This window comes from Marilutibacter spongiae, assembly GCF_014145325.1.
Lineage (GTDB): Bacteria > Pseudomonadota > Gammaproteobacteria > Xanthomonadales > Xanthomonadaceae > Marilutibacter > Marilutibacter spongiae.
The window spans coordinates 242,637-259,206 of record NZ_JACHTF010000001.1; the positions used below are offsets into that span (position 1 = coordinate 242,637).

At 70.0% G+C, this 16,570-nt stretch carries 13 protein-coding genes; 11 read left to right on the top strand and 2 right to left on the bottom strand.

Annotated features, from left to right (window positions below):
* Window positions 1-106 precede the first annotated feature (106 nt).
* The 3 genes from H4F98_RS01085 to H4F98_RS01095 all read left to right on the top strand — a co-directional run bounded on the left by H4F98_RS01085 (window position 107) and on the right by H4F98_RS01095 (window position 5,025).
* A complete protein-coding gene (locus H4F98_RS01085) occupies window positions 107-2,059 on the top strand; it encodes an ABC-F family ATP-binding cassette domain-containing protein (RefSeq protein WP_182684813.1) in 1,953 nt (650 codons plus the stop codon).
* A gap of 112 nt (window positions 2,060-2,171) precedes the next feature.
* Window positions 2,172-3,395: a cation:proton antiporter gene (locus tag H4F98_RS01090; RefSeq protein ID WP_182684814.1), complete on the top strand. Its 1,224-nt coding sequence runs from the start codon at window positions 2,172-2,174 to the stop codon at window positions 3,393-3,395.
* An 82-nt stretch (window positions 3,396-3,477) separates the two neighbouring features.
* Complete coding sequence (locus tag H4F98_RS01095; protein WP_182684815.1) at window positions 3,478-5,025, top strand: SLC5 family protein; 1,548 nt, start codon at window positions 3,478-3,480, stop codon at window positions 5,023-5,025.
* Between the two features lie 12 nt (window positions 5,026-5,037).
* Here the strand turns inward: H4F98_RS01095 and ggpS are convergent, their stop codons facing one another.
* Both ggpS and H4F98_RS01105 read right to left on the bottom strand, forming a co-directional pair.
* The gene (gene ggpS, locus H4F98_RS01100) at window positions 5,038-7,377 is read right to left on the bottom strand and encodes a glucosylglycerol-phosphate synthase (RefSeq protein ID WP_246372724.1); all 2,340 of its coding nucleotides are present in this window, start codon (window positions 7,375-7,377) and stop codon (window positions 5,038-5,040) included.
* Complete coding sequence (locus tag H4F98_RS01105) at window positions 7,374-8,651, bottom strand: MFS transporter (RefSeq protein ID WP_182684816.1); 1,278 nt, start codon at window positions 8,649-8,651, stop codon at window positions 7,374-7,376. Before H4F98_RS01105 ends, ggpS begins: the two co-directional genes overlap by 4 nt.
* A 207-nt stretch (window positions 8,652-8,858) precedes the next feature.
* On the opposite strand from H4F98_RS01105, the gene H4F98_RS01110 reads away from it, so the two are divergent.
* From H4F98_RS01110 to H4F98_RS01145, 8 genes are all read left to right on the top strand, one after another.
* A complete protein-coding gene (locus tag H4F98_RS01110) occupies window positions 8,859-9,167 on the top strand; it encodes an FmdB family zinc ribbon protein (RefSeq protein ID WP_182684817.1) in 309 nt (102 codons plus the stop codon).
* A 98-nt stretch (window positions 9,168-9,265) separates the two neighbouring features.
* A complete protein-coding gene (gene aspS, locus H4F98_RS01115) occupies window positions 9,266-11,035 on the top strand; it encodes an aspartate--tRNA ligase (RefSeq protein WP_182684818.1) in 1,770 nt (589 codons plus the stop codon).
* Window positions 11,036-11,229: 194 nt separating this feature from the next.
* Window positions 11,230-11,787: a DUF3016 domain-containing protein gene (locus H4F98_RS01120; RefSeq protein ID WP_182684819.1), complete on the top strand. Its 558-nt coding sequence runs from the start codon at window positions 11,230-11,232 to the stop codon at window positions 11,785-11,787.
* A gap of 46 nt (window positions 11,788-11,833) precedes the next feature.
* Window positions 11,834-12,415, top strand: a complete 582-nt coding sequence (locus H4F98_RS01125; protein WP_220479040.1) for an esterase/lipase family protein — start codon at window positions 11,834-11,836, stop codon at window positions 12,413-12,415.
* A gap of 73 nt (window positions 12,416-12,488) precedes the next feature.
* The gene (locus tag H4F98_RS01130) at window positions 12,489-13,229 is read left to right on the top strand and encodes a YebC/PmpR family DNA-binding transcriptional regulator (RefSeq protein ID WP_182684820.1); all 741 of its coding nucleotides are present in this window, start codon (window positions 12,489-12,491) and stop codon (window positions 13,227-13,229) included.
* A 112-nt stretch (window positions 13,230-13,341) separates the two neighbouring features.
* A complete protein-coding gene (gene ruvC / locus H4F98_RS01135; protein WP_141517078.1) occupies window positions 13,342-13,866 on the top strand; it encodes a crossover junction endodeoxyribonuclease RuvC in 525 nt (174 codons plus the stop codon).
* A gap of 55 nt (window positions 13,867-13,921) precedes the next feature.
* Window positions 13,922-14,509, top strand: coding sequence for a Holliday junction branch migration protein RuvA (gene ruvA, locus H4F98_RS01140; protein ID WP_182684821.1), 588 nt, complete (start codon window positions 13,922-13,924; stop codon window positions 14,507-14,509).
* 30 nt (window positions 14,510-14,539) lie between these two features.
* Window positions 14,540-16,483 (top strand): potassium transporter Kup, encoded by a 1,944-nt coding sequence (locus H4F98_RS01145; RefSeq protein ID WP_182684822.1) that lies wholly within the window; start codon window positions 14,540-14,542, stop codon window positions 16,481-16,483.
* The last annotated feature ends 87 nt before the right edge of the window (window positions 16,484-16,570 follow it).

The window sequence follows — 16,570 nt, forward strand, 5'->3', positions numbered from 1 at the left end:
GCGGGGGCACGGATCGGGCTTCACAAACCCGAACATAGTGGCAGAAGCCGCATGGACGCCGGATCAACGCGCCGGCAAACCGTCGTGGCGCATTACAATGCGCGCCATGATTGCCTTTCGAGATTTCGCCCTGCGCCGGGGCGAGCGCCTGCTGTTGTCCAAAGTCGACCTGGCCCTGCACGCGGGCTGGCGGGTCGGCGTCATCGGCCGCAACGGCACCGGCAAGTCCTCCCTGTTCGCGGCCATCCGCGGCGAAGTCGAAGCCGACCGCGGCGACATCGACGTGCCCACGCGGGTGCGGATCGCCAGCGTCGCGCAGGAGACGCCGGCGCTGGACGACACCGCGCTGGATTTCGTGCTGTCGGGCGACGCCGAGGTGCACGCCGCCATCCAGGCCGAGGCCAATGCCTTCGCCAACGAGGACTGGGAGGCCGTCGCCGAGGCCCACCAGCGCCTGGAAGCGCTCAACGGCTACGACGCTGGCGCCCGCGCCGGCAAGCTGCTGCACGGCCTGGGCTTCACCCCCGACACCCACGACCGCCCGGTCAAGGCCTTTTCCGGCGGCTGGCGCGTGCGCCTGAACCTGGCCCGCGCGCTGATGACGCCGAGCGACCTTCTGCTGCTCGACGAGCCGACCAACCACCTCGACCTCGACGCGGTGCTGTGGCTGGAACAGTGGCTGCTGAAGTATCCCGGCACCCTGCTGCTGATCAGCCACGACCGCGAGTTCCTCGACGGCCTGTCGACCCATACCCTGCACCTGCATGACGGCACCGCCAAGCTGTACACCGGCGACTACACCGCATTCGAGCGCCAGCGCGCCGAGCACCTGCGCCAGCAGCAGATCGCGCACGACAAGGAACAGGCCGAGCGGGCGCACCTGCAGAGCTTCATCGACCGCTTCAAGGCCAAGGCCAGCAAGGCCAAGCAGGCGCAGAGCCGGGTCAAGCGCCTGGAGAAGCTGGCCGGCACCGAGGCCGTGCGCGTGGAGCGCGCGCTGCGGATCGAATTCCCGGCCCCCGACAGGTTGCCGCATGCCCTGCTGCGCCTGGCCGATGCCGACTGCGGCTACAGGCCCCTCTCCGATCGGGAGAGGGGTGAGGGTACGATGGCCGCCGAACCCTCATCCGGCGCTTCGCGCCACCTTCTCCCGGAGGGAGAAGGCAAAATGCACACCGTCCTTCACGGTGCCTCTTTCATATTGGAAGCCGGCGACCGCGTGGCCCTGCTCGGCCCCAACGGCGCCGGCAAGTCGACCCTGGTCAAGTCGCTGGTCGGCGAGCTCGAGCTGCTGGCGGGCGAGCGCAGCAGCCACCCCGACCTGCGCATCGGCTACTTCGCCCAGCACACCGTCGAGTCCCTGCGCGAAGGGGCGAGCCCGATCGACCACCTGGCCGACATCGCCCCCGGGGTCGCCACCCAGCAGTTGCGCGACTTCCTCGGCAAGTGGAGCTTCCCGGGCAATCGCGCCTTCGAGTCGGTCGACAGCTTCTCCGGCGGCGAGCGCGCGCGCCTGGCGCTGGCCCTGATCGCCTGGCGCAAGCCCAACGTACTGCTGCTCGACGAACCGACCAACCACCTCGACCTGGACATGCGCGAGGCGCTGGCCGAGGCGCTGGCCGACTTCGACGGCGCGATCGTGCTGGTCAGCCACGACCGCCACCTCATCGGCCTGGTCTGCGAAACGTTCTGGCGCGTCGCCGATGGCCAGGCCCAGCCCTTCGATGGCGACCTGGACGCCTACGCGGCGTGGCTGCGCACGCGCGACGCGTCGGCCGACGGCAAGGCCGGCGGCAAGCGCAAGGCGGCCGAACCAGCGGCGGTCTCGAAGCCAGCCGGCAAGGCGCGCAAGGCCAACCCGGTCAAGCTGGCGCAGGCGGAGTCGCGCGTGGCCGAGCTGGACGCGCGGGTGAAGGCGCTCGACGCGGCCCTCGCCGATCCGGGCAGCTACGACGCCGGGGGCGAGCGCCTGGCCCAGCTGAACCGCGAGCGCGAGGCCGCGGCCGCCGAGCTGGCCGAGGCGGAAGCCGAATGGCTGACGCTCTACGATGCCGCCTGAGCATCACGCGGCGTCGGGTATAGTGCCGCGCCATGTGATGCCGGTCCCGTAACCGGACCATTTCGATGCTTCGCGGCAGTCCTGCGCGACCGCCGCCCGAACCGGGATCCGGATGCGAAACGAACTGATCTACCTGGTGCTGATCTTCGGCCTGCTGGTGGTGCCCCGCGCGCTCCAGCGCTTCAAGATCCCTGCGCCACTGACCTGCCTGCTGTTCGGCGTCGGCGCGATGCTGGCCTGGGGCGACCAGTCCCACGACCCGCTGGTGGGCTGGCTGGCGACCCTGGGCATTTCGTCGCTGTTCCTGTTCGCGGGCCTGGAGGTCGACCCGGCGCAGTTGCGCAAGGGGCTGTGGCCACTGCTCGCGCACCTGGGCATCCGCACCCTCACCCTCAGCGTCGCCGCGTGGCTGGCCTGGCGCTACCTGGACCTGGACTGGCGCCCGGCGACCCTGCTCGCGCTCGCCTTGCTGACGCCGTCGACCGGCTTCATCCTCGACACGCTCGAACGCCTGGGGCTCGACGAGGCGGAGCGTTTCTGGGTGACCAGCAAGGCAATCGCCGGCGAACTGTTCGCCCTGATCGTGCTGTTCGTCGTGCTGCAGGCCAACGACCCGGTGCACCTGGGCCTGTCCTCGCTGGCGCTGGTGGCGATGATCGTCGGCCTGCCGCTGATCTTCATCGCGCTCGGTCGCTGGGTGGTGCCGCATGCGCCGGGTTCGGAGTTCTCGCTGCTGGTCATGGTCGGTCTGGTCGCGGCCTTCGCCACCGCCAAGCTGGGCGTGTACTACCTCGTCGGCGCCTTCGTCGCGGGCCTGATCGCGCGCCTGCTGCGCATCCGCATGCCGCGCCTCGCCTCGACCCAGAACCTGCACGCGGTGCGGCTGTTCGCGACCTTCTTCGTGCCGTTCTACTTCTTCAATTCGGGCACCAAGGTGCCCGAGGGTGCGCTCAGCTGGGAGGCCCTGGGCATGGGCCTGGCGCTTACCGCCGCGGTCCTTCCGTTCCGGATCGGCACCATCTGGCTGCAGCGCCGCTTCATGTTCGGCGAGGACCACGCCAGCAGCCTGCGCGTGTCGATCTCGCTGGCGCCGACGCTCATCTTCACCCTGGTGCTGGCGGGGATCCTGCGCGATCGCTTCGCGCTGTCGGACGCGCTGTTCGGCGCCCTGCTGCTGTACACCACGCTGACGACGATCCTGCCTTCGCTGGTGATGCGCGCGCCCTTCGACGTCGACCCGATGGACGTGCGGCGCAAGCCGGCGGCGCACCCCGAGGACGCGATCAAGAGCGACCATGCCAATGGCGCGGCCAAGGACAGCCGACCGGCAAGCTGAGCGCGACGCGACGTTGTACCGGGTTTGACCGCGCGGCGCCGATCGTGTTTCGGTAAAAGGCGGCACTGGCACGGAGCACCGAATGGGCGCGCTGCACACGCTCGATTACGTCGTACTGGCGGCGTACCTCCTGGTCCTGGTCGTGGTCTGCGCACGCGTCGCGCGACGCAGCCCCGACGCCGACGACCTCTTCCTTGCAGGGCGCAGCCTCGGTGCGGGCGTGGTGGGGCTGTCGCTGTTCGCCTCGAACATCTCCTCGACCACGCTGATCGGCCTGCCGGGCGCGGCCTGGTCATCCGGCATCGCGGTGGCCAACTACGAATGGATGGCCGCCCTGGTACTGCTGTTCTCGGCGCTGTTCGTGGTGCCCAAGCTGCTCGGCAACCGCCTGACCACGGTGCCGGAACTGCTGGAACGACGCTTCGACCCGCACCTGCGCACCTATCTGTCGGCGGTCAGCGTGTTCCTGTCGATCGTGCTCGACACCGCCGGCAGCCTGTACGCGGGGGCGATCGTGCTGAAGGTCTTCTTCCCGGTACTTCCGCTGGGCCTGACCATCGCCGCCATCGCGGTGTTCGCCGGGCTGTACACCGCTGCCGGCGGCCTGCGCGCGGTGGTGTATACCGACGCGCTGCAGGCGATCGTGCTGCTGGCGGGCTCGGCGGTGCTGGCGACCCTGGTGTTCGCCGAGTTCGACTATTCCTGGCAACGCGTCGTCGAGGCCGTTCCGCCGGACCACATGTCGCTGGTCCGGCCGCTCGACGATCCCGACCTGCCCTGGCTGGGAACCCTGGTCGGCCTCCCCATCCTGGGTTTCTTCTACTGGACGATGAACCAGTACGTCAGCCAGCGCCTGCTCGGTGCGCGCAGCGTCGACGCGGCCGGTTGGGGCGCCGTGCTGGCGGCGGTGCTGAAGTTGCTGCCGCTGTTCCTGATGGTGATGCCGGGCGCGATGGCGGTGGCCCTGCTGCCCGACCTGCAGCGCGGCGACGAGGTCTTTGCACGCCTGCTCGCCGAGTACGCACCGGTGGGCGTGGCCGGGCTCGTGCTGGCCGGCCTGCTGGCGGCGATCATGTCCAGCGTGGACTCGGCGCTCAACTCCGCGTCGACCCTGGTCACCGTGGACTTCGTGCAACCCCGGCGCCCCGGGCTGGATGCGCATGCGCTGGCCCGCATCGGCCGCGGCGTGACCTTGCTGCTGATGCTGCTGGCGGCGCTCTGGGCGCCGATGATCGACCGCTTCCCCGGCCTGTTCGCCTACCTGCAGCAGACCTTCGCCTACGTGACTCCGCCACTGGTGGCCGTATTCGTCATGGGCCTGTGGTGGAAGCGCCTGTCGGCCGGCCCGGCCCTGCGGGCACTGGTGACGGGGCACGTGGCCAGCGCCGCGTGGTTCGTCGCCACCCAGTTGGGGTGGCTGGACCTGCACTTCACCATCGTCGCTGGCGTGCTGCTCTTGCTGACGGTAGTGGCGGCACTGGCCTGGCAGGCGTTCGACGGCGGGCGGCCCCGCGACGCACAACTGGCCGCCGTCGACGCCGCGCGCGCGCGCGCGGTCGCCCGCCCGGTCGCCTGGGCCGCCGGCCTGGTGGTGGCGATCACCGCGTGCCTGGTGTTCGCCTTTCGATAGGCGAGCGCCGCCTCAGTCGCGGTCGAGCTCGTACACGTGGCGGCGCATGCCGCTGCCGGCGGCCTCCACCGCTTCCAGGAAATCGTGGCCCCAGCGCTCGACGTCGTAGCGCTCGACGATGTCGAACAGCTGGCGCTGGCGGGCCTCGGCCTCGTCGGCCGGCATCGCCAGCGCCTGCTCCAGGCCCAGCATCAGGTCGGCGGTGTCGTGCGGGTTGGTCAGCACCGCGCCCTTGAGCTCGGCGGCGGCGCCGGCGAACTCCGACAGCACCAGCACGCCGGCGCTGCCCTCGATGCCGTGGGCGGCGATGAACTCCTTCGACACCAGGTTGAGGCCATCGCGCAGCGGGGTGATCCACATGACGTCGGCGGCGGCGTAGTGCGCGACGACCTGGTCGAAGGGCAGGCCCCGGGCGAAGAAACGCACCGGCGTCCAGTCCAGGCGCGAGTGGCGGCCATTGATCCGGCCCACCGCCTGTTCGATCTGGGTCTGCAGCTGCCGGTAGACCGTCATCTCCTGGGCGGCCGGCACGCAGACCATCAACAGCGTCATGGTACCGCGCAGCTCCGGTCGCTCCTCCAGCAGGCGCTCGAAGGCGAGGAGCTTTTCCAGCGAGCCCTTGGTGTAGTCCAGCCGTTCGATCGAAAGCACGAGCTTGCGTCCGTGGAACTCCATCCGTATGTGCTCGATGCGGTCGCGGACTTCGCCCTTCGACAGCATCCCGCGGATGCGGCCCATGTCGGTGCCCACCGGATGCGCGCCCAGCGACACCAGCCGGTCGCCGACCCGGATCGCGGTGGTCATGCGGTCCAGGCCCACCGCGCAGCCGTAGGTGAGGAAGCGCGGGGCGCAGCCCTCGCGCGAGACCGTCTCGAACGGCATCGCGCCGCGCACCACGTCGACGAAATTCTCGACCTGGCGGGGGATGTGGAAGCCGATGTAGTCGCACTGCAGCAGGCTGCCGAGGATCTCGCGCCGCCAGGGCACCACGTTGAACACGTCCGCGGACGGGAAGTAGGTGTGGTGGAAGAAGGCGATCTTCAGGTCCGGGCGCATCTCGCGCAGGTAGGCCGGCACCATCCACAGGTTGTAGTCGTGCAGCCAGACGGTCGCTCCGTGCGCCGATTCCGCGGCGGCGGCCTCGGCGAACTTGCGGTTGACCTTCAGGAAGATGCGCCAGTCGCTCTCGCGGAAGCGGGCGCGCTCCCAGAAGGTGTGCAGCATCGGCCAGAAGGCTTCCTTCGAGAAGCGTTTGTAGAACGCGTCCACCTCGGACTTGCTCAGCGCCACGCGCGCGGCGGTGAGGTTGGGGTAGCGGTCGCGGTCGACGCTGGTGTGGGTCTCGAACGTGCCATGCTTGCCGTCGTCGATGCTCCACGCCACCCACGAGCCCTTGCGGCCACCGGCGAAGAAGCCCAGCAGGCTGGGGATGATCCCGTTGGGCGAGCGCGGCTGCCGGCGCTTGAGCTTGCCGTCCTCGACGTATTCCTCGTAGGGCAGGCGGTGGTAGACCATGACCAGGTCGGAGTCGCCGAAGTTGCGCGAGGCCGGGGTGCTCAGCTTGAGCTCGTCCTCCGGCAGCAGCCTGAAATGGCGGATCGCCTGCAGGATGCCGCCGCAGCCGGGCGCCTTCGCGTGCAGGACGTTGGCAAGGTGGCGAGTCGCGCGGGTCAGGGCCTTTTCCGACTCGCCGACGGCGACGCCCTGGAAGCCGGCGGTGAACATCGACAAGTCGTTGAGCGTGTCGCCGGCGACCAGCACCTTCGCGTGCGGCACGCCCAGGTGGTCGGCCAGCGCGACCAGCGTGCGTCCCTTGTCGGTGTCCGGCGGGAGGATGTCGAGGTAGCGGTCGGCCGAATACAGGACCGAGCAGCCCAGGGTTCCGGCCGCCTCCTCGATGTCCTCGCGGATGCCGGCCAGGGTGGCGGGGTCGCAGAAGTACGAGCAGCGGCGCTCCTGCGGCACGTCCTGGCGGACGAGGCCGTCGAAGCGGCCGATGACGTCGGCGACCGCATGCTCGCCCGGCCAGCGGGCGTCGATGTCGCCCTGCAGCGGGTGCACCGGCTGCAGCGTGCGGCCGTCGACCACGGTGGCGCCGACATCGCAGATGACATGGTCGGGCCGGGGCAGGGTGGGATCCGACAACAGCGGCATGACCGCTTCCAGGCCACGCCCGGTCACGAACACCAGTTGGATCTCCGGATGGCGGTCGACCAGCCGGTACAGGTGTTGGCGGTCCTCGGCCGATCCGGCGAGGAAGGTGCCGTCGAGGTCGGTGGCCAGCAGCATCCGGGGTGTGGCGGAGGCGGCCGGGGCGGAAGGTGTCGCGCGTGTGTCGGTCGGGTCGGTCAAGGGTCTTCCTGTGGCGGGAGGGCATGGGGGTAGGGACGGTCGGGGCGCTCGGGCGCCTCGGTCTCGGGCAGCAGTTCCAGCGCGGTGGGCGTGGTGCGCAGCATCGCGTGGAAGGTGGTGGCGTGCGCCAGGCTGCGGCGGCGCAACAGGCGCCGGCCCCCGGCGATCAGGGCCAGCAGTCCCAGCGAACCGGCGAAGAACGCAGGCAAGGCCTCCGGACCGAAGCGGGTCATCGCCACGCCGGCAGCCGCAGGGCCGATGGCCGAGCCGACGCCATTCAGGAGCAGCAGGCTGCTGCCGGCCGAGAGCGTGTCCTCGGGGGGCAGGTGGTCGAGCAGGTGGGCCACGCAGATGGGGTAGATGGCGAACGCCAGCCCGCCGAAGGCGAAGAACAGCAGGTACAGCGGCGGCCCCGACTGCCCGACCGGCAGTATCATCGCGAGCGACACGCCGGTGGCCAACAGGCAGACCAGCGCCAGCGTGGTGCGACGGTCGCCGCCGTCCGACAGGCGGCCGATCGGCCATTGCAGGGCCGCGCCGCCAACGATGGTCGCGCTCATCAGCAGCGCGATCCCGGACACGTCCAGGCCGATGCGGGTGGCGAACACGGCGCCCAGGCCCCAGAAGCCACCCATCGCCAGGCCCGCGAGCAGCGCGCCCATCGCCGAGGCGGGCGCGGCGCGGTAGAGGGCCTTGAGCGCCAGCCGCGGCATCGGCGGCAGTTCGGGTTGGATCATCCGGCTCGCGGTCACCGGCAATGCCGCCAGGCAGACCAGGACGGCGACCAGGCTGAAGAGTTCGAAGCCCGCCGCCGGCGCCAGGCGGACCAGCCATTGGCCCGCCGCCAGCGCCATCAGGTTGACGGCCATGTAGACCGCGAACACCTGGCTGCGCTGCTGGGGCGGCGCCTGTACGTTCAACCAGCTCTCGATCACCGTGTAGAGGCCGACCAGGGCGATGCCGGTCAGCAGTCGCAGCAGGCCCCAGGCCCAGGGCGCGACGAAGACCGCGTGCAGCAGGACGGTGGCCGCGCACAGCGCGGCGTAGAACGCGAACGCGCGGATGTGCCCGATCCGCTGGATCAGGCCGGGGGCTGCGTAGGTGCCCAGGAAAAAGCCGACGAAGTAGCCCGACATGACCAGGCCCAGCGTCTGGTCGTCGAACCCCTCCAGGCGTCCGCGCAGCGCCAGCAGCGTGCCCAGCAGGCCGCTGCCCATCAGCAGGAAAGCCACGCCGGCGAGCAGCGCGGCCAAGGGGCGGACGGTGGAGATCATGGAGGAGTTCGCGGGTTTCCTTCAGGCTAACACGTTGAAATATCAGGACATATTGCAGGTCGGGCCGTGATGGTCGCGTGCTTGCTGCGTTGCAGCACGAGGTCCCACCCTAGCGCGTCGGGATGTCCCGCGCTTGATTACCGCCCCGCAGGCCCCAGACTGGACGCCTCCCGGGCCCGTCCCGATTGCACCTGTCGAACCCCCGCCATGCCGATCTATGCCTTCGAGTGCGCCGCCTGCGGCCACCATTTCGACCGCCTCCAGAAGCTGTCCGACGCCGACCCCACCCAGTGCCCCGCCTGTGGCGAGGCGCAGGTGCGCCGGCAGTTGACCGCGCCGCAGTTCCGCCTTGCCGGCGGCGGCTGGTACGAGACCGACTTCAAGAAGGACGGCGACAAGAAGCGCAACCTCGCCGGGGACGGGGCGCCGGCCAAGACCGGCGCGGAGGGCGGCGGCAAGGCCGAGGCCAAGCCCGCCGCGACGCCGGCCCCCAAGCCGTCGCCGGACGCCGGCTGAGCCGACACCCGCGCCGCGGGCGAGCCGCCACCCCGCCGAGCCGCTAAAATGTCCGTTTCCCCGGCGCACGCCGGGCGTGCCTGTTTCCTGGAGCCTCCATGCGTACCCACTTCTGCGGCCTTGTCAACGAGGCCCTGATCGGCCAGACCGTCACCCTGTGCGGTTGGGCCGACGTCGCCCGCGACCTCGGCGGCCTGTGCTTCATCGACCTGCGCGACCATGAAGGGATCGTCCAGATCGTCGCCGAACCCGCGCCCGGCGTTGAGGGCAATGCCGAGGTGATCGCGGCCGCGGCCGCGGTGGGCTACGAGGACTGCCTGCGCGTCACCGGCGTGGTGCGCCGTCGCGAGTCGGTCAACGCGCGGATCCCCACCGGCCAGGTCGAAGTGGTCGCGCACAAGGTCGAGCGCCTCAACAAGGCCGAACCGCTACCGTTCCACGCGCACGAGAACCCGGGCGAGGATGTCCGCCTGAAGTATCGCTACCTGGACCTGCGCACCCCCGACATGCAGCGCAAGATGCGCACCCGCACGAAGCTGGTGCAGGCGCTGCGCCGCTGGCTGGACGCGCGTGGCTTCCAGGACATCGAGACCCCGATCCTGACCAAGGCCACGCCCGAGGGCGCGCGCGACTTCCTGGTGCCGGCGCGCATGCACGAAGGCGAGTTCTACGCCCTGCCGCAGTCGCCGCAGCTGTTCAAGCAGATCCTCATGGTCGCCGGCTTCGACCGCTACTACCAGATCGCGCGCTGCTTCCGCGACGAGGCGCTGCGCGCCGATCGGCAGCTCGAGTTCACCCAGCTCGACATGGAGTTCGCCTGGGTGACCGAGCGCGACGTCCAGGACACCAGCGAGTCGCTGGTGCGCGACGTGTTCCGCGAGGTGATGGAGGTCGAACTGGGCGAGTTCCCGCGCATGAGCTGGGCCGAGGCCATGCGCCGGTTCGGGTCGGACAAGCCGGACCTGCGCATCGCGCTCGAACTGGTGGACGTCGACGAACAGGTGAAGGGCTCGGGGTTCAAGGTGTTCACCGACTGGGCCGGCGTGGACGGCGGCCGCGTGTGCGCGCTGCGCATCCCGGGCGGCGCCTCGCTCAGCCGCAAGCAGATCGACGAATATGCCGCGCACGCGGCCAAGTACGGCGCAAAGGGGCTGGCCTACATCAAGTTGTCCGGGAGCGGCGAGGTGTCTTCGCCGATCGCGAAGTTCTTCGCCGACGAGGCCTTCGCCGGCCTGGTCTCCCACGTCGGCGCCGGCAACGGCGACATCGTGTTCTTCGGTGCCGGCCCGCATGCCACGGTGAGCGACTTCATGGGCGCGCTGCGCCTGAAGGCCGGCAAGGACTTCGGCCTCGTCGAAGCCGGCTGGAAGCCGCTGTGGGTCACCGACTTCCCGATGTTCGAGTGGGACGAGGAGGCGCAGCGCCACGTCGCGCTGCACCATCCCTTCACCGCGCCGGCGGTGGACGACATCGACGACCTGCGCGCGAATGCGCGCACGGCGGTCTCGCGCGGCTACGACATGGTGCTCAATGGCAACGAGATCGGTGGTGGCTCGATCCGCATCCATCGGCCGGCGATGCAGTCGGCGGTATTCGAGCTGCTGGGCATCGGCGCGGAGGAGGCCGAAGCCAAGTTCGGCTTCCTGCTCGACGCCCTGCGCTACGGCGCGCCGCCGCATGGCGGCATCGCCTTCGGCGTCGACCGCATCGCCGCGCTGATGGCCGGCACCGAGTCCATCCGCGACGTGATCGCCTTCCCCAAGACCACCAGCGCGCAATGCCTGATGACCGGCGCGCCGTCGCCGATCCCGGACGCGCAGCTCGCCGAGGTCCATGTCGCGGTCAGGCCGCGCGTCCGCAACGACTGAGAGCGGCCCTCCGGGCATGGCGGGGGCGGGACGCGGGCCTGCAGGGCCCACGCCCCTGCCTGGTTCACGATCCGTCCGGCTTCGTTGCGACGGTGCTCCATCCCCGCGCGTAGTATTGGATGCAATCGGATGCTTGGGGACGGCGGGCGGCGCTCGCCCACCCGGGCCATCGCATCGAACCCGAGGAGCCTGCCATGTCCATCCCGCAGCTGGTCCGAGTCGCCTGCACCGTGCTCCTGCTTGGCAGCGCGGGCCTGGCGACCGCACGCAACGTCACCGATCCCGACGCCCCGCGGCAATTGCAGGGCGACGGCCCCGTCAGCGTCAGCTGGAACGACCCGGCGACCTTCACCGAGATCCGCTACAGCGGCAACCGCTGGGAGGCCGAGCGTGGCGACTGGGTCGACGCGCTCGCGCGCCACATGCGCGACCGCATCGCCCGCGTGCTTCCGCCGGGGCAGTCGATGGCGATCAACATCACCGACATCGACCGCGCCGGCGACTACGAGCCCGGACGCGGCTTCCGCAGCGACCAGATCCGCGTCGTGCGCGACATCTATCCGCCGCGCATGGAGTTCGACTACATCCGGACCGGCGCCGACGGACAGGTGCTCGACCAGGGCCATGCGAAGCTCCGCGACATGGCCTATCTCTCGCAATCGACCCTGCGCTACCAGAACGACGACCTGGCCTACGAGAAGCGCCTGATCGATCGCTGGGTCGAAGGCATGGCATCCGGCTCTGGCAGCTGAAGTGACGGCTGCGGTGCGGCGGGTCGTGCTGTTGCATGGCCTGTGGATGCGCGGTCTTTCGATGCGCTGGCACGCGGGCCGCCTGGCGGCCGCCGGGTTCAGGCCCGAACTGTTCGATTACGCCAGCGTGACGGTCGACCCCGAGCGCGCCATCCCGCGCCTGGTCGATGTCCTGTCCCGTGCGTCCTGCCACGTCGTCGGCCACAGCCTGGGCGGAGTGCTGGCCCTGTCCACCTTGCGTCGCCACGCCGGGCTGCCGGTGTCGCGCGTGGTCTGCCTGGGTTCGCCGCTGTGCGGCAGCGCGGTCGCGCGCGACGCCGGCGGCGGGCCGTGGCGACGGATGACCGTCGGTCGCAGCGCCCCGGTGCTGCAGCGCGGCTGCCCGGAGATGCCCGACGGGATCGAGGTGGGCATGGTCGCCGGGGACCGGCCCCTGGGCCTGGGCCAGCTGTTCGGCCGGGTGGAAGGCCCGCACGACGGCACCGTGGCGCTGGCCGAAACCCGGCCGCCCGGCCTGCGCGACCACGTCGTGGTGCCTGCCAGCCACAGCGGCCTGCTGTTCTCGGTTCCCGCGGCCCGCCAGGTGCTGAGTTTCCTCCAGACCGGCCGGTTCCTGCACGCAGCCTGAGCCTTGCCTATAATTGCGCACCGCAGCAAACCCGGCTGCACCCCAATGCCACAGGCTCGACTCCAGGAATCCCATGGCCGGTCACTCAAAATGGGCCAACATCCAGCACCGCAAGGGCGCGCAGGACGCCAAGCGCGGCAAGATGTTCACCAAGATCATCCGCGAGATCTCCGTCGCCGCGCGTGCCGGCGGCGGTGACCCGACCAACAACCCGCGCCTGCGCAGCGCGATCGACAAGGCGCTGGGCGCCAACATGACCAAGGACGTCGTCGAGCGCGCCATCAAGAAGGCGACCGGCGAGCTGGAGGGCATCAGCTACGAGGAGATCCGCTACGAGGGCTACGCCCCCGGCGGCGTGGCCGTGATCGTCGACTGCCTGACCGACAACAAGGTGCGCACCGTGGCCGACGTGCGCCATGCCTTCGGCAAGTTCGGCGGCAACCTCGGCACCGACGGCTCGGTGGCCTTCATGTTCCGCAAGCTGGGCGTGCTGAGCTATGCCCCGGGCGCCGAAGAGGACGCGATCACCGAGGCGGCGATCGAAGCCGGTGCCGAGGACATCGTGGTCTACCCCGAGGACGGCTCGATCGACGTACTGACCCCGCCGGACGCGTTCGAGGCGGTCAAGGCGGCCATGGACGCGGCCGGACATGCCGCCGCCCAGGCCGAGGTGACCTACCGCGCCGACAACGACGTCGCCGTCGAGGGCGAGACCGCGCAGCAGGTGGCCAAGCTGCTGGACTGGCTGGAAGACCTGGACGACGTGCAGAACGTCTACTCCAACGCCGAGCTCGGCGAGGACGCCTACGCCTGAGCGCGTAAGCTGACGTTGTGACCCACGCCTCCTTCCCAGATTCGCTCCGGGCCTGCCATGCAGGCGCGGGGACGCGTATGCGGCGCCATCGCGCCATCCCGGGACCGGCGCGATGATCCGCGTCCTCGGCATCGACCCGGGCTCGCAGCGCACCGGCCTGGGCGTGATCGACGTCGGCAGCGATGGCCGCTGCCGCTTCGTCCATGCCGGCGTGCTGAAGCTGCTCGACGCGGAGGACTTCCCGTCGCGCCTGGGCCTGTTGTGCGACGGGCTCGAGGCCGCGCTCGACGAGTGGCAGCCGCAACAGGTGGCCATCGAGACCGTCTTCATGGACAAGTCCGCGACCTCCGCGCTCAAGCTCGGGCATGCGCGTGGCGCCGCCCTGGCCAGCGTGGTGCGGCGGAAGCTGCCGGTGAGCGAGTACGCGCCGCGCGTGATCAAGCAGTCCCTCGTCGGTCGCGGCGCGGCCGACAAGCAGCAGGTCCAGCACATGGTGCGCCTGCTGCTCAACCTGGGCGAGATGAAGCTGCAGGCCGATGCCGGCGATGCGCTCGCGATCGCCCTGACCCACGCCCACATGAGCGCGACGGCCGGGCGCACCGGCATCGCGGTCGCCCAGCTGCGGAGGCGCGGGTGAGCCCGCGGCCGCGCCACGAGGGCCCCCACGGCGGGCCGCGAACCGAGGTACGTGCATGATCGGACGACTGAAGGGCCTGCTGGTCCACAAGCAACCGCCGTGGCTGGTCATCGACGTCCATGGCGTGGGGTACGAGCTCGAGGCGCCGATGAGCACCTTCTACGACCTGCCCGAGGTCGGCCGCGAGGTCGCCTTGTTCACGCACTACGCGCAGAAGGAAGACAGCGTCTCGCTCTACGGCTTCATGAGCGAGTCCGAGCGCCGCCTGTTCCGCGACGTGCAGAAGGTGTCGGGCATCGGCGCGAAGATCGCCCTGGCGGTGCTGTCGGGCGTCAGCGTCGACGAGTTCGCGCGGCTGGTGCAGACCAGCGACGTGACCGCGCTGACCCGCATCCCCGGCATCGGCAAGAAGACCGCCGAGCGCATGGTGGTCGAGCTGCGCGATCGCGCGGCCGACCTCGCCGGCGGGGGTGCCTCCCTGTCCGGTGGGCTGCCGGCCGACGCGCAGGGCGAAGCGGTGATCGCCCTGCAGCAACTGGGCTACAAGCCGGCCGAGGCCGCGCGCATGGCCAAGGCGGCCACCGAGGCGGGCGACGATGCCGCCACCATCATCCGCAAGGCGTTAAAGTCCGCGCTCCGCTGAGCCGGCGCGTCGCAACCCCGGAAATCCCAGATGGCCAACGTACACAATCCGTCCAGCGCCGAGGCGTCCCAGCAGGCGACCCTCCAGGACCCGGCGAATGGCGGGCACGGACACGGCAACATCGGACTGTTCGGGCTCGTCGTCGGTGCGATCGGCGTCGTCTTCGGCGACATCGGCACGAGCCCGCTGTATACGATCCGTGAAGCCTTCTCGCCGCACTACGGACTGGTCGCCAACCACGACACCGTGCTCGGGGTGCTGTCGCTGGTGTTCTGGTCGCTGATGCTGGTGGTCACGCTCAAGTACGTCACCATCATCATGCGCGCCGACAACCATGGCGAGGGCGGCATCATGGCGCTGATGGCCCTGGCCCAGCGCAGCCTGCCCAAGGGCTCGAAGTCGGCTTACATGGTCGGCATCCTGGGCATCTTCGGCGCCTCGCTGTTCTTCGGCGACGGCGTCATCACCCCGGCGATCTCGGTGCTGTCGGCGGTCGAGGGCCTGGAGGTCGTGGCCCCGCAGCTGCACCACTGGGTGGTTCCACTGGCGGTCATCGTGCTGGCGGGCCTGTTCGCCAGCCAGCGATTCGGCACCGCCAAGGTGGGACGGGTGTTCGGGCCGATCACCGGCCTGTGGTTCCTGACGCTGGCGGTCCTGGGCGTGGTCAACATCCTGCACGAGCCGGAGGTGCTCAACGCGGTCAACCCGCTGTGGGCGGTGCGCTTCTTCGGCAATCACGGCTGGCACGGGATCTTCATCCTCGGCGCCGTGGTGCTGGCGGTGACCGGCGGTGAGGCCATCTACACCGACATGGGCCATTTCGGCGCCAAGCCGATCCGCTATGCCTGGTACTTCTTCGTCCTGCCGGCGCTGATGATCAACTACCTGGGGCAGGGGGCGCTGGTGCTCGAGGACCCGGCCGCGATCCGCAACCCGTTCTACCTGGGCGTGCCCGAGTGGGGCCGCGTGCCGATGATCGTGCTCGCCACCGCGGCGACGGTGATCGCCTCGCAGGCGGTCATCACCGGCGGCTTCTCGGTGGCGCGGCAGGCCATGCAGCTGGGCTACATCCCGCGCATGAAGATCCAGCACACGTCCAAGGAGACGATCGGGCAGATCTACATCCCGGCGATCAACTGGACGATGATGGCCATCGTGATCGCCCTGGTGCTGGGCTTCGGCAGCTCGACCGCGCTGGCCACCGCCTACGGCATCTCGGTGTCGGCGACGATGTTGATCGACACGCTGCTGCTGGCGATCGTGGCGCGCGCGCTGTGGCCGCGCTGGCGGCTGTGGGTGCTGCCGTTGTGCGTGCCGTTCTTCTTCATCGACCTGGCCTTCCTGACCGCGAACGGCGCCAAGGTGCTCGACGGCGGCTGGTTCCCGGTGGTGGTCGGCCTGTTGCTGTTCACGCTTCTGCGTACCTGGCGCCGCGGGCGCCAGTTGCTGCGCGACGAGATCCAGAAGGAGGGCCTGCAACTGGGCACCTTCCTCAACGGCCTGATGCTGGCCCCCCCGTTGCGGGTGCCGGGGACCGCCGTGTTCCTGACTGCCGACAAGGGCGTCGTGCCGCATGCCCTGCTGCACAACCTCAAGCACAACAAGGTCCTGCACGAGCGCAATGTCTTCCTCACCGTGGATACGCTGACGGTGCCCTACGCGCACAAGCGCCTGAAGATCGAGGCCATCGGCGACGACTTCTACCGCGTGGTGATCCGTTTCGGTTTCATGGAGACCCCCGACGTACCGCTGGCGCTGATGCGCTCGTGCGACGAAGGCGGGGTGTACTTCGATCCGATGGACACGACGTACTTCTCGAGCCGCGAGACCATCGTCGCCACCCGCGACCGCGGCATGCCGGTCTGGCGCGACAAGATCTTCGCGCTGATGCATCGCAACGCCGCGCCGGCGACCGGCTACTTCCACATCCCGGGCAACCGCCTGGTGGAGCTGGGCGCCCAGGTCGAGATCTGAGGGCAGGGCGGGGCGCGCACGCCGCGCCCGGCGTGGGCAGGACCCGCCACCGGCCGCGATGTGCGAGCATTGCGCGATGGCGGCGCC

Bases quoted from the DNA above. Each gene is read 5' to 3' on its own strand.
- H4F98_RS01085 (WP_182684813.1), top strand. From the start codon at position 107: ATGATTGCCTTTCGAGATTTCGCCCTGCGCCGGGGCGAGCGCCTGCTG.
- H4F98_RS01090 (WP_182684814.1), top strand. From the start codon at position 2,172: ATGCGAAACGAACTGATCTACCTGGTGCTGATCTTCGGCCTGCTGGTG.
- H4F98_RS01095 (WP_182684815.1), top strand. From the start codon at position 3,478: ATGGGCGCGCTGCACACGCTCGATTACGTCGTACTGGCGGCGTACCTC.
- H4F98_RS01105 (WP_182684816.1), bottom strand. From the start codon at position 8,651: ATGATCTCCACCGTCCGCCCCTTGGCCGCGCTGCTCGCCGGCGTGGCT.
- H4F98_RS01110 (WP_182684817.1), top strand. From the start codon at position 8,859: ATGCCGATCTATGCCTTCGAGTGCGCCGCCTGCGGCCACCATTTCGAC.
- aspS (WP_182684818.1), top strand. From the start codon at position 9,266: ATGCGTACCCACTTCTGCGGCCTTGTCAACGAGGCCCTGATCGGCCAG.
- H4F98_RS01120 (WP_182684819.1), top strand. From the start codon at position 11,230: ATGTCCATCCCGCAGCTGGTCCGAGTCGCCTGCACCGTGCTCCTGCTT.
- H4F98_RS01125 (WP_220479040.1), top strand. From the start codon at position 11,834: ATGCGCGGTCTTTCGATGCGCTGGCACGCGGGCCGCCTGGCGGCCGCC.
- H4F98_RS01130 (WP_182684820.1), top strand. From the start codon at position 12,489: ATGGCCGGTCACTCAAAATGGGCCAACATCCAGCACCGCAAGGGCGCG.
- ruvC (WP_141517078.1), top strand. From the start codon at position 13,342: ATGATCCGCGTCCTCGGCATCGACCCGGGCTCGCAGCGCACCGGCCTG.
- ruvA (WP_182684821.1), top strand. From the start codon at position 13,922: ATGATCGGACGACTGAAGGGCCTGCTGGTCCACAAGCAACCGCCGTGG.
- H4F98_RS01145 (WP_182684822.1), top strand. From the start codon at position 14,540: ATGGCCAACGTACACAATCCGTCCAGCGCCGAGGCGTCCCAGCAGGCG.